The sequence below is a fragment of the Paenibacillus sp. P32E genome (assembly GCF_001909085.1).
Classification (GTDB): Bacteria; Bacillota; Bacilli; order Paenibacillales; family Paenibacillaceae; genus Paenibacillus_AQ; species Paenibacillus_AQ helianthi.
Genome location: NZ_LVYY01000005.1, coordinates 59,240 through 73,383, shown reverse-complemented (window position 1 = coordinate 73,383; position 14,144 = coordinate 59,240). Strand labels below are relative to the sequence as shown.

13 protein-coding genes are annotated in these 14,144 nt (G+C 53.1%); 9 read left to right on the top strand and 4 right to left on the bottom strand.

What is annotated here, in order from left to right; genetic code table 11:
* Window positions 1-178: 178 nt before the first annotated feature.
* Entirely contained in the window at window positions 179-403 is a 225-nt protein-coding gene (locus A3848_RS06340; protein WP_019908812.1) for a helix-turn-helix domain-containing protein, read from the bottom strand.
* 326 nt (window positions 404-729) lie between these two features.
* Here A3848_RS06340 and A3848_RS06335 point away from each other — a divergent pair, with 326 nt between their 5' ends.
* The 8 genes from A3848_RS06335 (at window position 730) to nagA (ending at window position 9,896) form a co-directional block, all read left to right on the top strand.
* Window positions 730-1,704: a LacI family DNA-binding transcriptional regulator gene (locus A3848_RS06335; protein ID WP_074084116.1), complete on the top strand. Its 975-nt coding sequence runs from the start codon at window positions 730-732 to the stop codon at window positions 1,702-1,704.
* A gap of 342 nt (window positions 1,705-2,046) precedes the next feature.
* A complete protein-coding gene (gene efeO / locus A3848_RS06330) occupies window positions 2,047-2,943 on the top strand; it encodes an iron uptake system protein EfeO (protein WP_074084115.1) in 897 nt (298 codons plus the stop codon).
* A gap of 5 nt (window positions 2,944-2,948) precedes the next feature.
* Window positions 2,949-4,286, top strand: coding sequence for an iron uptake transporter deferrochelatase/peroxidase subunit (efeB, locus tag A3848_RS06325; RefSeq protein ID WP_083611951.1), 1,338 nt, complete (start codon window positions 2,949-2,951; stop codon window positions 4,284-4,286).
* 104 nt (window positions 4,287-4,390) lie between these two features.
* Window positions 4,391-4,687 carry a hypothetical protein gene (locus tag A3848_RS32805; protein WP_256702178.1) on the top strand — a complete coding sequence of 99 codons (297 nt, stop codon included), beginning with the start codon at window positions 4,391-4,393 and terminating at the stop codon, window positions 4,685-4,687.
* Window positions 4,688-4,760: 73 nt separating this feature from the next.
* Complete coding sequence (locus A3848_RS06320; protein ID WP_256702177.1) at window positions 4,761-6,299, top strand: FTR1 family iron permease; 1,539 nt, start codon at window positions 4,761-4,763, stop codon at window positions 6,297-6,299.
* An 806-nt stretch (window positions 6,300-7,105) separates the two neighbouring features.
* Window positions 7,106-7,984 (top strand): MurR/RpiR family transcriptional regulator, encoded by an 879-nt coding sequence (locus A3848_RS06315; RefSeq protein WP_074084114.1) that lies wholly within the window; start codon window positions 7,106-7,108, stop codon window positions 7,982-7,984.
* Window positions 7,984-8,712 (top strand): glucosamine-6-phosphate deaminase, encoded by a 729-nt coding sequence (nagB, locus tag A3848_RS06310; protein ID WP_074084113.1) that lies wholly within the window; start codon window positions 7,984-7,986, stop codon window positions 8,710-8,712. The genes A3848_RS06315 and nagB overlap by 1 nt, the downstream gene beginning before the upstream one ends.
* Window positions 8,700-9,896 (top strand): N-acetylglucosamine-6-phosphate deacetylase, encoded by a 1,197-nt coding sequence (gene nagA, locus A3848_RS06305; RefSeq protein WP_074084112.1) that lies wholly within the window; start codon window positions 8,700-8,702, stop codon window positions 9,894-9,896. The genes nagB and nagA overlap by 13 nt, the downstream gene beginning before the upstream one ends.
* 137 nt (window positions 9,897-10,033) lie before the next feature.
* Here the strand turns inward: nagA and A3848_RS06300 are convergent, their stop codons facing one another.
* A complete protein-coding gene (locus A3848_RS06300; protein ID WP_074084111.1) occupies window positions 10,034-11,029 on the bottom strand; it encodes a YhcN/YlaJ family sporulation lipoprotein in 996 nt (331 codons plus the stop codon).
* A 201-nt stretch (window positions 11,030-11,230) separates the two neighbouring features.
* Here A3848_RS06300 and A3848_RS06295 point away from each other — a divergent pair, with 201 nt between their 5' ends.
* Complete coding sequence (locus tag A3848_RS06295; protein WP_074084110.1) at window positions 11,231-12,307, top strand: glycosyltransferase family 4 protein; 1,077 nt, start codon at window positions 11,231-11,233, stop codon at window positions 12,305-12,307.
* Window positions 12,308-12,375: 68 nt separating this feature from the next.
* On the opposite strand, the gene A3848_RS06290 is transcribed toward A3848_RS06295, so the two are convergent.
* A complete protein-coding gene (locus A3848_RS06290; RefSeq protein ID WP_074084109.1) occupies window positions 12,376-13,413 on the bottom strand; it encodes a glycosyltransferase family 4 protein in 1,038 nt (345 codons plus the stop codon).
* Window positions 13,410-14,132 carry a glycosyltransferase family 2 protein gene (locus A3848_RS06285; protein WP_074084108.1) on the bottom strand — a complete coding sequence of 241 codons (723 nt, stop codon included), beginning with the start codon at window positions 14,130-14,132 and terminating at the stop codon, window positions 13,410-13,412. Before A3848_RS06285 ends, A3848_RS06290 begins: the two co-directional genes overlap by 4 nt.
* Window positions 14,133-14,144 lie beyond the last annotated feature (12 nt).

Sequence of the window (14,144 nt, the reverse complement as noted above, 5' to 3'; positions counted from 1 at the left end):
TTATGTATGCTAAAACCAGCAAGAAATGCTTACATTTATACTAATACTCATTCTATCGATAATCATTCTCAACTACAATGGATATCTTACTACTAGCATGGAGTGAACAAACAAAAAACCTCCCCTCACCCCTAAAGGTAAAAGAAGGCGTAAACGCGTCGCTTCTGTAGCACGGCAGCTATATCTTCAGCTCCCCAAGCTTGATCAGCTCGACAACCGCTTGCGAACGGCCTTTGACGTTTAGTTTTTGCATGACGTTGGAGATGTGATTGCGGACGGTTTTCTCACTGATGAATAACAATCCGGCAATATCCCGTGTGGTTTTGTCCTGCACAAGAAGCTCGAATACTTCGCGCTCACGATGCGTCAAGAGAAATTTGCTGTGATGTTCGTTCCCTTTCAATGGTGTCACCCCTCCTTGCCCTGGGTTTGTTTGGTATAACAAGGTAAAGGGATACAGTCAAAATCATTTTATGTATGGGGGGTGATATTGGTGCGGTGACTGCCTTAAAATGGGCGGCTGCGCCTGCTTGTCCATCAGAAAGCACATCTGTTACATATACCGGTCCGTCACGCCCTTGCGGTCACGCCGGTTTCTCCGGTAATGCTGGTGCAGCTTCAGTATATTTTATGAAATGGATTCCATAGCAAGCTTTATATTCGGAGGGCTGCAAGCGAACAATATGCTAAAATAGAAGAACTATATCTCTTGTCCCAGGAGGCGGTCCGATGGCCAATATCAAAGAAATTGCCCGCATTGCCGGGGTTTCCGTAACGACTGTATCACGCGTGCTGAACAATCATCCTTATGTAAGCAAAGACAAAAGAACAGCCGTGCTGAAAACCATAGAGCAGCTGAATTATACACGCAATATGAACGCTGTTCATCTGATCACGGGCCGCACCGGGGCGGTTGCGGTTATTCTGCCGATGATCAATTCCTTCTATTTCTCGGTGGTAATGGACGGTCTGGCGCAAGCAGCGCTGATGGCGCAATATCGTCTGATTCTGTGCCAGACCAACTATGTCCCCGAAGAGGAGCTTAAAGTACTGAATATGCTGCGGAACAAAGAAATTGACGGAGTAGTCATTGTCTCGACTGCGCTGAAGCCTGAGATGATTGAGCCATACTGTGCTTACGGACCGATTGTAACCTGCCAGAATAGCGGGGAACGCCCGTACTCTTCCGTATATATAGAGCATTATGCCGCATTCCGCCACGGGCTGGATTATCTGCACAGCAAGGGACACCGCAAAATCGGTTATTGTGAAGGCCGGGAGAACGGCAGCAGTGCCTCTATCCGCCAGAGTGCTTTTCAGGATTTTCTTGCGGAAAAAGGGCTGCCCTTCGATCCGGAGTGGATGATCTTCGACTGTGTGCGGGAAGAGGACGGTGCGGAGGTGGCCCGGCGTCTGCTGGATATGCGGAACCGGCCTGAAGCGATGATTATTTCCGGCGATCACGTGGCCGCAGGCCTGATTATTGAAGCCCGCAAGCACGGCCTTAGCATCCCGGAGGAGCTTGCAGTGATGGGGTTCGACAACCAGCCAATCGGACGGCTGCTTGAAATCACAACGATTGACAACCAGCTCTATCAGATGGGTTCGGCGGCCTTCGAAATTGTCCATAAGCATATTCACGGCAGCAGCCTTCCGGTGACCCGCAAACTGGAGTATCGGATCATTGAGCGGTCTACGGTGTAAAGCCAAGGTGTGTACAAGCTTCGGATAAAGATCCGCTTGGGGTGCGCCTGAACAGGATATTCCATTGCACAAACTGCAATGAGTTTCCCAGACCTCAGCTTCTTGTTCACCCCCTTCTTACACACAACATTCTACTCCCCTGTCACTTTCTCCTCACTTCTGCTCTGACATCCCCTAGCAATTATCCGGCTGCTCCTCATGCGCGCGTGATATTTCATGCAGTGACAACACAGTGATATAAATCACATTTTTATATTGACAGCCCTTGCGCAGACACTTATGATAAATCCAGCACTAGTGATAACGATTATCATTTGCATATATAAAAAAGGGGTGTTTTGAGTGAAGTATAGTTATGCGCTTCCCGCCGGCCTGATTGCGGCCTCCATTCTGTTTGCCGGCTGTGGGGACAATGGCAACAATAATAAAGGAAATAACTCCAATAATGAGGCAGCGGCCACAGCTGCTGCAACGAATGCTCCAGCAGTTAATGCCGAAACTTCTGCAGCCGCTGCCGACTTCACCTCTGCCATTGAGCAATACCGTGCTTATGTCATTGAACAAAGCGATGCTTTTGTGAAGCAGACGGAAGGTTTTACCGATGCTGTCAAAGCCGGAAAGCTGGATGAAGCCAAAGCGCTGTACGCTCCGGCCCGCATGTATTACGAACGGATCGAGCCGATTGCTGAGGCGCTTGGAGATCTGGACCCGAATATCGATGCCCGTGAGAATGATGTAGATCCGGCTGAATGGCGGGGGTTCCACAAGATTGAACAAGCACTCTGGCAGAATAAGACCACAAACGGAATGGCCGAGGTGGCAGATCAGCTGTTGAAGGATGCCCAGCTGCTGCGAGCCAAGGTCGAAACGGTGGATATTGACGAAAGCCTGCTTGTTACAGGAGCTGTCGAGCTGCTGAACGAGGTGTCCTCCTCCAAGGTAACCGGTGAAGAGGAACGTTACTCCCATACGGACTTGTATGATTTTGTTGCCAACGTGGAAGGTGCGCAGAAGATTTATGAGCTGCTGAAGCCCGAGCTGGCCAAGAAAGATCCGGCACTGGAGAAAACGATCGGAGACAAGTTCACCGCTCTGCTGGCCGAACTGGCTCCTTTTAAATCCGGGGACGGATACGTTTCCTATGAAACGCTGAAAGAAGATGAAGTACGTAAATTAAGCCAGAATCTCGATGCTTTGGCGGAACCCCTCTCCAATATGGGGACCATTCTAGGAGTGTGACCGGCATGAAAAAGAAAGTAAACAACCTGCACGATAACGGGCAGGCAGCCATAGAAGAGGTTAAGGACGGAAGCAAGAGTGGACAAATCTTCGATAAAAAACTAAGCCGCCGCGAGATGCTACGGCTTACCGGAGCCTCCGGCCTTGGGCTATTGCTGGGCGGCGGCGGGGTTAGCGGTATATTGGCGGCCAGCGGTGCAGTTCATCCGGCCGCTCCTGCACCGCAAGCCTCCAGTGAGGATATCATCCCGTTCTACGGCAGCCATCAGGCCGGAATTCTGACTCCTGCGCAAAATTTCCTCTGCTTCGCTTCATTTGATCTGACGACTTCCAGCATCGCCGATGTCAAAAAGCTGCTGCAGTCCTGGACCACGGCTGCGGCTGCCTTGACCTCAGGAACCCTGATCGGCAACGCCAATGAAAATCCAAACCTGCCTCCATCCGATACAGGAGAAGCCGACGGGCTCACCCCCTCCAAATGTACGATTACTTTTGGGGTGGGCCCTTCATTATTCGACGGACGTTACGGACTTGCATCGAAACGTCCGTCTACCTTCGCCGATCTTCCGGCCTTTGCGGGAGACAGTCTGGATCCGCAGTGGTGCGGCGGCGATCTCTGCGTGCAGGCCTGTGCGGACGATCTGCAGGTGGCGTTCCACGCCATCCGCAACCTGGCCCGCATCGCTAGAGGAACCGCCGTACTCCGCTGGACACAGGAAGGTTTCCAGCGCACTGGCGGTGCCGACCCCAAAGGCGGCACTCCGCGCAATCTGCTTGGCTTCAAGGATGGCACGGGCAACCCCAATGTTACCGATGCGGCCGAAATGCGCGAGGTGGTCTGGTGCGGCAGCGAAAGCCCCGCTTGGATGAACGGCGGCACTTACATGGCCGTGCGCCGGGTACGGCTGCGCATTGAGGTATGGGACCGTTCCTCGTTAAGTGATCAAGAGGCCACCTTCGGACGCCACCGTAAAAGCGGCGCACCTATCGGAGCTACCGATGAATTCGCCAAGTTGAACCTGGATGCGGCCGATCCTGCCGGGAAGCCGGTCATCCCGCCCGATTCCCACTCGGCACTCGCCCATGGGGACGGCACAGTCAAAATGCTGCGCCGCTCTTATTCTTTTTCCAGCGGCATGGATCTTACCACCGGGCAACTGGATGCGGGTCTGCTGTTCATCAGTTTCCAGAAGGATCTGGTGAAGCAGTTCGTGAGCATTCAGAAGCGCCTCGCCAAAAATGACCGTCTGAACGAATACATGGTACATACCGGCAGCGCGGTATTTGCCTGCCTGCCGGGCGTTCGCGAAGGCGGATACCTCGGAGAAGCCCTGCTGGGCTGAGTACGCGAACAAAAAAAAGATAAACGGGGGTTAATCGCAGTGAAGGATAAGGCATATACAACCATAGAAGAGCACAAGCCCGACTTCCGGCTTACCCGGTTAAAATGGAAAGGGGTACTCCCGATGTTGTTGTTGGTACAGAAACTGGTGCAAAAAGTCCCGGGCGGATGGCTGCCGAAACCACGTCAGCGTCTGACTGTACCGGAAGCGGGCAGGAAGACGCAGCGCTACGGGCTGCACGCAGCCGTGTTGCTCGGCTGCCTGTGCCTGCTGCTGCTCAGCAGGCCAGCAGCCACAGCCGCGGCGGCAGGCACGCCGCTGGACGAGCTGCTGCCGCCAGTCGGCAGCGCGCTCGTCGAGGCCGGCCAGAGCCGCTGGGACGCGGCCGCCGCCGATGTTGACACGTTCGCTGCGCTGTGGCGCACCGCGAACGCCGGCACGCCGGACCCGGCACTCGCCGGTCCGGCTTCCGCTGTGGATGCCGCGCTCGCAGACGCGGCGGCAGCCCTTGCGGCGGGCGGCGAAACGCCCGCCAAAACCGCGCTGTCCACGCTTGCCAGAAGCGTGGATGCGTATGTGAGCGCCGCCTCCGGCACGGGCGGCGCGGACTCCAGCGCCGCCGGCCGTGAAGCGGCGGCGAAGCTGCTGCCCGCGGCAGAGCGCGTGCGGGAGGCGGCGCGCAGCGGCGACTGGGCTGCGGCCGCGGAAGCGTACCGCGCCGTGGTGAGCGGCTGGAAGCCGGCGGAGCGCGGCATCCGCGCCGATAATCCAGCCGTCTACGGCCTGCTGGAGACGAAGATGAGCCTGCTGCGTATCTCGCTGCAGGCTCAGCCGCTGCGCGAAGAAGCCGCGCTGACCGAAGCGGAAGCGCTGTATACGCTGCTAGCCGATTATCGTGAAGGCAAAGCAGTCGATACCGGGAGCGCCTCCGCGGAGCCGGCATCGGTTGAAGCCCTGATCGGCTACCTGAAGCAGGCCTCCGCCGCAGCAACCGCGGGTAACAGCGCACAAGCAGCAGGCATCATGGAGCAGTTCATCACGGCCTGGCCTTCAGCCGAAGGCAAGGTGCAGATTGCGTCGCCCAAGGCCTACGCGAATATTGAAAATGAAAGTGCAGCGGTCACGGGCGATCTTCTCTCCAATCCGCCCAAACTCGATCAGGCGCTTACGGCCATGGATAATATGCTCTCTGAGCTGACACCGCTGGCCGGAGAAACAAGCTATACAGCCTGGGACGCTGCACTGATTCTGCTGCGCGAAGGTCTGGAGGCCATTCTTGTGCTCGCCGCTCTCCTCTCGTACCTCAAGAGGGAAGGTACTCCCGGAACCCGGCGCTGGATCTGGTCCGGGGCCGCAGCCGGACTTGCCGGCAGCATCCTGCTCGCTGTCATCTTAAGTATGACCATCTCCAAAGCGGCTTCCGGCGGAGCACGCGAGCTGATTGAGGGCATTACCGGGCTGTTTGCCGTGGTGATGATGCTCACGATTGGCCGCTGGCTGCACGGCAAGTCCAATACGGCAGCCTGGAACAATTATGTAGGCCATCAGGTAGACGGTGCGCTGGCCCGGGGCAATCTATGGTCCTTGTTCCTGGTAGCGGCTTTGGCCATTTTGCGTGAAGGTGCGGAAACCACTATCTTCTATGTGGGAATGGCTCCTTCCATCGCCGTTTCGCAGCTGTTGCTCGGGATTGGGGGCGCGCTGGCCGTGCTGATCGTCCTGGGTTATGCCATTATCGCCTTAAGTGCAAAATTGCCGATTGCCGCCTTCTTCCGCATAGCCACAGTGCTAATCTACTATTTGGTGTTCCGCTTCCTCGGCGAGAGCATTCATGCCCTTCAGGTAGCAGGCAGTCTTCCTGCACATGCGGAGAACGCCTTGCCTTCCATCGGCTGGCTCGGTTTGTTCCCGACCTGGGAAACCCTGGTGCCACAGCTCCTCATGCTGGTCTTCATTCTCTGGGAGCTGCTGCGCAGCAGAGGAGCAGCCGGCAAGTCACGGACAGCCGAATAGCGGCAAATTGCGGAACTGCCTGGTATAACAACGCGTTTCTTGATTACGAGCCTTCTCAAGTTCACGTTCTACAGTGTGATTTATCAGAATCCTATCTACTCTACAACCGCCTCCATGGAGTTAGCATCACGGACTACAAATCCGCTATTGCGCTCTGCGGAGGTTTTTTGCGGTGTTGGTGATCGGACAGCACTTACGGATTTTATGAATAGATGGGCTTGCGGCTCAACAATTCAGATGGTTTCGATTGGCGATTGCCTTAGTTTCCAGGTAACTTAGGTGGAATTTCTCCATTTCGTTTTGTTCTGTAATCTCCCCGAAGGTATTCAGTTGGAAAAAGTCCACTTATTCACTTCAAAATCACTGAATAACGTGGAAATGGAGGTAATTAAATCTACTTTATCCACCTAATTAATAAAAAATCGGTGAAATCTACAGATTAGTTTTCCTTTTTCCACTCTCTCCAGCGATACTTGCCTTCTTCCCCTGTTTTTTCAGCTTCATCCTTAGTAAGCGCTTGCCCAACCTACGCCCGCTACCGGTGAGCGTCGATATCCCCTTTTAGAGAGGGCACACTACTTTAACTTCTTTTTAAATAACTTCTCAGTAACTCCTAAGTAACCACTCTAACTAATCGCCATCGCCACCTACTGGGCACCTACTCGCCACCACCTTGGAGGCCCGATAAAACTCCCTCTTGCATCCTTACTGGTAATGCTTTATTCTATGTATGAAAATAATTTTCTTAAATAGTATTATATTATTAAAAATAATTTCATTACATCTGAAGAAAAGAAGGTGGAGGGATGTCTCCCATCCTGCATGCTCTGGAGCATGAGAAATCCAAGCTGTCACAGATGGAGCGTAAGCTGGCAGAGAGAATTCTAGCCTCTCCGGGAGAAATTGTCCATATGGGGATTACGGAGCTGGCAGAGCAATGCGGTATCAGCCCGGCTACAATTACACGGTTCTGCAAGGTTCTGCATTTTAAGGGGTTTCCGGATTTCAAGGTTAAGCTGGCGGCGGAAATTGCCCACAGCGATAACTCCCCTCAGGATGGCGGGTCCTCTTATCAGGATATTGTAGCAGGCAATCCGCTTTCTGTGATTGTCGAAGCGATGCAGGCCAATCATTTGGCTTCCATCCGGGATACTACATCACTGCTTAATCTGGAGCGGCTGCAGAGTGCAATTGATCTGTTATGCCAGGCCCGGCGGGTAGATCTGTACGGGATGGCCACCTCTTCAATTGTGGCCCAGGATTTCTACCAGAAGCTGATTCGCATCGGCGTGAATTGCACTGCCTTTTCCGATTCCCATATGCAGATTACATCCGCTTCTTCGCTCAAGGAAGGCGATGTGGCATTCGCCATCTCTTATTCCGGGGAAACCCCGGAGACGATTGACGCCTTAAGCTGTGCCTCAGCCAGCGGTGCAGCCACGATCTCGCTGACCTCCTACGGCAGTAGTTCACTGGCTACTTTGGCCGATATCCCGCTGTTTTCTTCCTCACTGGAGCAAGGCATGCGGCGGGGAGATATGGCTTCGCGGATCGCACAGCTGCATATTATCGATATTTTGTTCACCGGAATGGTCAGCACACGCTTTGGAGATTTTATTCCCAAGCTGGAGCAGTCTTACCTGAATGTCCAACATTACCGTCATAAACGGGGAGGTCAATCCTAATGAATATTTTGAAATTTAAAACTGATGAAGACTTTGCACAGACCGGAGCCAACCTGATTGTCAGCCTGCTGCAGAGCAACCCCAAAGCCGTGCTGGGCCTCGCTACCGGAAGTTCACCGGTCGGAGTATACGCCAAGCTCGTTGAAATGCATACAAAAGGAATCGTCAGCTTTGCCAAAGCTTCGTCTTATAATCTGGATGAATACGTAGGTTTGCCTGGGGATCATCCGCAGAGCTACCGCAGCTTCATGAACGGACATCTGTTCAGTCATATTGATATCGACCAGGCCAAAACACATGTACCGAACGGCAACGCCCCTGACCTGGATGTGGAATGCCTCGCTTATGATAAGCTGCTTGAGGATGGCGGTCCGGTGGACCTGCAGATTCTGGGTATCGGAAGCAATGGCCATATCGGCTTCAATGAACCGGATGCCAGTCTCACCAGCGGCACACATGTTGTTGATCTGCTGCCTGAGACCCTGGAAGCCAATGCCCGCTTCTTTGACAGCCGGGAAGATGTTCCACGGCAGGCGGTTACGATGGGTATCGGCGGCATTCTTAAGGCACGGCAAATTGTACTTTTGGTACGCGGCGAAGAGAAAGCGGAAGCGGTGAAGAATGCGCTGGAGGGTCCGATTACCACACAGTGCCCGGCTTCCCTGCTCCAGAGCCATCCCAATGTCGTTGTACTGCTGGATGAAGGTGCGGCAAAATGGCTGAAATAACATCCACCACAGGCCAGTTGCTCTTCGGAAAAGTTCTGACACCTGCAGGAATCATCCAGGAGGGTGTGATCGCTGTATCAGAGGAAGCCATTCATTATGTCGGCGAAGCGGCTTGGCTGCCGGAGGCTTATGCCGGGTGGCCCGCCGGAAACGCGGAAACCCGTGGCGGCCTGCTGATTCCCGGATTTGTAGATGTGCATGTTCACGGGGGAGCCGGCTTTGACTTCATGTATGCCGATGCTGAATCCCTGGAGACCATTACACGGTTTCACGCTTCGCAGGGAACCACCACCATGCTGGCGACAACGATGACCGCAGACAAAAAGGATATTGACCGGGCGCTCTCGGAAGTACACGCATTCCGCTCTGCCCCGATGCCCTTTGCCCAATTGGCCGGGGTCCATCTGGAAGGCCCGTTTATTAGTCCCAAGTGGTCTGGTGCGCAGAATCCGGACCACATCGTTCCCGCCAATATTGAATGGATGGAGCAGTGGGAAGCCTTATATCCGGGATTAATCCGGCAGGTGACACTCGCACCTGAAGGAGAAGGTGCACTTGCGGCAATTACATGGCTGCGCAAACATGGGATAATTGCCGCACTGGGCCATACGAATGCCTCCTATGAAGAGGTGATCGCTGCCGCCGATGCAGGACTAAATCAGGCGGTGCATATGTTCAATGCGATGACCCCGCTTCACCACCGCAAGCCGGGTGCAGCAGGCGCCATTATGTTTGACGCGCGGATTCGCGCAGAGATTATTGCCGATGGCATTCACGTGCATCCAGCAGCAATCGCTGTGCTGTCCCGTCTTAAGAATGCTGGTAATCTGCTGCTGATTACAGATTCCATGTCGGCGACCGGACTAAGCGATGGTGAATACACTATTGGGGATCTTCCCGTTCTGGTCCGTGACGGCGTTGCCAGATTGAAGGAGAATCCGGAGGCCCTAGCTGGCAGCACGTTAACAATGATCCGAGGGTTCCGCTATCTGGTGGAGGAGGTTGGTCTGACTCTGGAAGAAGCCTCCAGAGCAGCAAGTCTTACACCAGCAGAGGCCATCGGCATGCAGAGGACCATCGGTACGCTTGAAGCCGGTAAACGCGGCGATATCCTGCTGCTGGATGAAGCGCTGAACCTGCGCGGAGTCTGGATAAAGGGCCGTAAAATGAACGATATATCCTGAATTCAGAAACGCAGCCCAACCCGGAATTAAGCTGAACCGGAGGGGGCTGCGTTTTTTTTGAGCGTATGGGATAACGACTGGAATAATACAACCTTCCCTAGGAATACTAAGGAAAATCCGTTTAGGCTTTGCTTAAGTTAATAACCGCTGCGCGTCGGGAAGATTCGTCCAACCATTGTACTGAATTCGTGGGCAAATCCCCTCAGCGGATGTCCTGCACGGAATTCTTGAGCGTAGAAGTTTGTCCGTTCCACAAAGTCAGGGTTTGCAGATACGTAGACGTTGTCGATATTTTGATCATATCTTCTGACCTCGGCGGCTATTTTATCCTTCAGTTCCCGGGTCATAGTATCGTTAGCAAGGGTGCCGGTGTTATGGGTTCCATTGGTCATGCCATTGGTGCTGTAAGGAGTAATCGTCCGGGTGCCCGCTGCAGTACCCATGCTTCTGTCGATATCATTTCTTAGGACCCGGCCATCGGTCATGTTGCTCCGGGACATTATTCCGTTACCCCCATTCCCTGCATAACCCCCTGGCTTGGCTGTTCCTGTACCCCCCACAGTTCCTGTGCCGGTAGACAGAGTTCCCGACATGCCATTGATTGAACCGCCTACCCCTGTCATTCCAGGTACACCGGTTCTAGAACCTCTCATGCCGGGGGTGCCATTCATGCCAGCGGTGCCGCTCAACCCGTTGTTACCGGTCATGCCGTTTGCATCGTTCATACCGGTGGTACCCGTAGTTGTGCGGCCTGAAGTTCTTCCGTTGCCGGCAATCATTCCCGTTGGCCCCCCGATCCCCGCAGTATTTCCGTAGCTTTTGGCATGAACGCCACCTGAGGCTTCATCCAGAGTTACTGCAACATATGCGCTTTTTCCTGCCACAACTACATTGGCGGAACGGACCTCAGGCATGGCCGCAATACGGTCTGCCAGTTCTCTGCTCATCTCCATTTTATCGAAGGCATTCACCTTCATGGAGTTGACACCCAGCCGTCCGTCATGGATTCCGCGTACACTTTTGGTTTGCACATTCTTGTCACTTGCGGTGTTATTGGTACCACAGCCTGTGATGCTTACCACGCCCAGCAGCAGCGCAGCGGAAACCGACATGCTGATCTTCGATCGCAACATGAATTCATCCTCCATCTCTTGTTATATATGCAGCGTAACAATCATTAGGATAGCCCTCATCAGGTCAGGCTATCCTGAAAGGATTTGGCATGGCGCCCTTTGATCGTCACCTGTAAGGGAAGTCCGGCGTATCTTATAAACAGCAGGCCCTGCTTTTGCGAAGGGCGCCGGTGTTTCTCCGCAAGGTAAAGTCAGGGAGGGATGAGCTTGAAGGTTTTATTTACATTTTATGTCCCCAGCGGGGGTGTCGAGACTCTGAACAGGCTGCGGTGCGAGAGTCTTCAGCGCAGCGGCATTGAGTGTCATGTGCTGTACCTGATGCCGGGGTCAAGCAGTCAGAGCACGGCTGACTTTCCTGTATTTATCGCTTCAACGGATACAGATATTAAGGGTGTGCTCGACACCCATAACTATGACGCAATTATTGTAACTTCGGATTATCTGCTGCTGGAGCGTCTGCGCCGTCTGGGGTACAGCCGTATTCTGATTTACGAATCCCAAGGCCTGGGAACTAAAACCGAAGCAAAACTCATGGTCACGGAGGCTGTTCCTTTTTTACGTAATTATTGTAATGCTGTATTGATTCCGCCCACTGACCATCTGCTGGAGCTGTTCATTTCGATCTGTCCCTGGCTGCAGCGTTACGTCATTCCCAATATTGTGGATGTCCAGTCCTTCCGGCACATTCCCGGTGAAGTGCCTTGTGATCCGGTGATTGCCTGGGTCGGGCGTCTGGAGACCAACAAGAACTGGAGTGAATACCTAAAGGTTGCCCATGTTATCCGCCGCAGCAAACCCAATCTACATCTCTGGATGTTCCATGATCCGGACCTTGCGACCGCAGAGCAGAAGCATCTGTTCCAGACGGAACTTCATGCCCTGGAACTCAATGACCGCCTGAATGTATTCACCAATATCCCCAATCATCTGATGCCAGTATATTACTCCTCCATAGCCGCTTCCGGCGGGTTTCTGTTATCCTCTTCCATCACTGAGGGCTTTGGATACGCTGTTGCCGAGGCCGTCTGCTGTACCTGTCCGGTGCTGAGCACGGATTCTGACGGGGTGCGGTCCTTTATCATCCATAATGTAACGGGGAAGTTTTATCCGCTTGGCAATGTGGAAGCTGCCGTTAACGAAGGACTGGAGCTCATGGATAATCTACCCCTTCGCAGCTTCATCCGCGAGCAGGGGCGCCTCCATATGATCTCCCGTTTCGGTTCCGAGAAATACGCCCAGTCCTTTCGCGAGATGATGAATTCCTTCGCCATTTTTTAGCACATAAAGAACCCTCAATCCCACATAACCACGTGGAGTTGAAGGTTCTTTGTATATATAAACCCGGTTCACCCATGCCTGGATAAAAGTTCAAATAGCTCTGACTGGAAAATTTGCATGCTTCTCTCCCAGGTGAACCGCAATGAACCTGTCTCTCCTTTTCTGGCCAGACGTTCACGCTGTTCCTTATCCCGGATGAGTGTGACAACATCTTCAGCCAGCCGGTTCTCATACCGGTAGGACATCATACAGTTGGATCTATGAACGCAGTATTCAAGGTTGCCTCCCGAATACACTGTCACGAGTGCCGCCCCGCAGCGCATAGCTTCAAGACCAGGAAGTGAGCCGCTGTCATAGGTGCTGGAGCTGACGAAAATATTACTTTCATTATAGTGGTAACGCAGCTCTTCATCATTCGAAGGCGTACGCAGACGGTAGTGACCATCTGCAAACAGAGACTGCAGCCATGAAGATTCCGCATATTCACCAGGTGGTGTGATCAGATCGATCTCAACCTCCGGATGCTGCCCTTTGATCAAATCCAGCTGCTGCAGCAGATAACCCTGGTCCCGGTGCCCCGAGAAGCCTCCCTCCGGCTTGCGTACAATGGCAGTCACCACAAGCTTGCTGCTCGCTTCACGGATATGCATATTATAAAAGTCGGAGCTGAGGCCAATCGGTACAATCCGCCCTTTAATCCCATGATTCATATGGACAATCCCCTGTTGCCAGCGTGAGAGCACCAGCAGATTCGGAGAAAGGTGATACGAGGCAAAGGATTCGTTGTTATCCGGAAGAAACGTCGGCTCATAGCAGAGTGCCAAACGGATGTGCACCCCTTTTCCCAGTTCACTCGCCCGCTGCGCAACGGATACCGTCTTGTAGTAATTGGAGACAATCACATCGCCTACGGGAAAATCATCCTCTGAAATCAAGTCGGCTCCCGCAAAGAGAATCGGACATTTCATCTGATACTCCACAATCCCGCTGGACGGCATCACAATAGTCACTTCATGTCCTATTTCAGCAAGACGGTTGGCCAGCTCCACGAGCATCCGCTGTGCGCCTCCCCTGGACAGCGTCAGAATGGGGAAGGTAATTCTCATCTCCTTCTCTCCTTTCTGAGCAGCCTTGACAGATTACTGTAGTGCATTTCCTGTACCTGCTTAATCTCCCGATTCTGCGCCTCGCTGTGGATGACGGAGCCCATTTCCTGGTGCACCCGGTAATCCAGCAGAGGTTCTGTGATATAAGACCATTCATAATGGGGCAGAATCCGGAGCCAGAGATCATAGTCCTGGGTATACAGCAGCTTCTCATTAAAAAGCCCAACCTTTTTGAAAATGTTCATATTCATCATGACGGAGCTGCCATTAACCGGACAGCCCTTCATTAGGGTTGTGACAAGCTCGGCCCTGCTATAAAAAGGTACACTTATAATACCGGAAAAGCGCTCTCCGAGTTCATTGATGTAATAATAAGCCGTATGGTTAAAGGAGGTGTGTGAATTACCCATAACCTCCATCTGCCGGCTGATTTTATCGGGATGAAAGCAGTCATCAGCACTTAACCAGGCAAAATATGCCCCGCTGGCAGCCCGGATACCCAGATTAAGAGCTGAAGCCGTGCCGCCGTTAGGTTTATGGAGCACCTTCATCCGGTCTCCGTAAGGAATTAGCTTCTCCGTATGGAGGGTTGACCCGTCATCCACAACGATCAGCTCAATATCCGGATAGCTCTGGGCAAGCACGCTTTCTATGGCAATATGGATATATGGACAATTGTAAAATGGGATAACCACTGAAACCTTGGTTCCATGATTCATGCGCTCACCCCC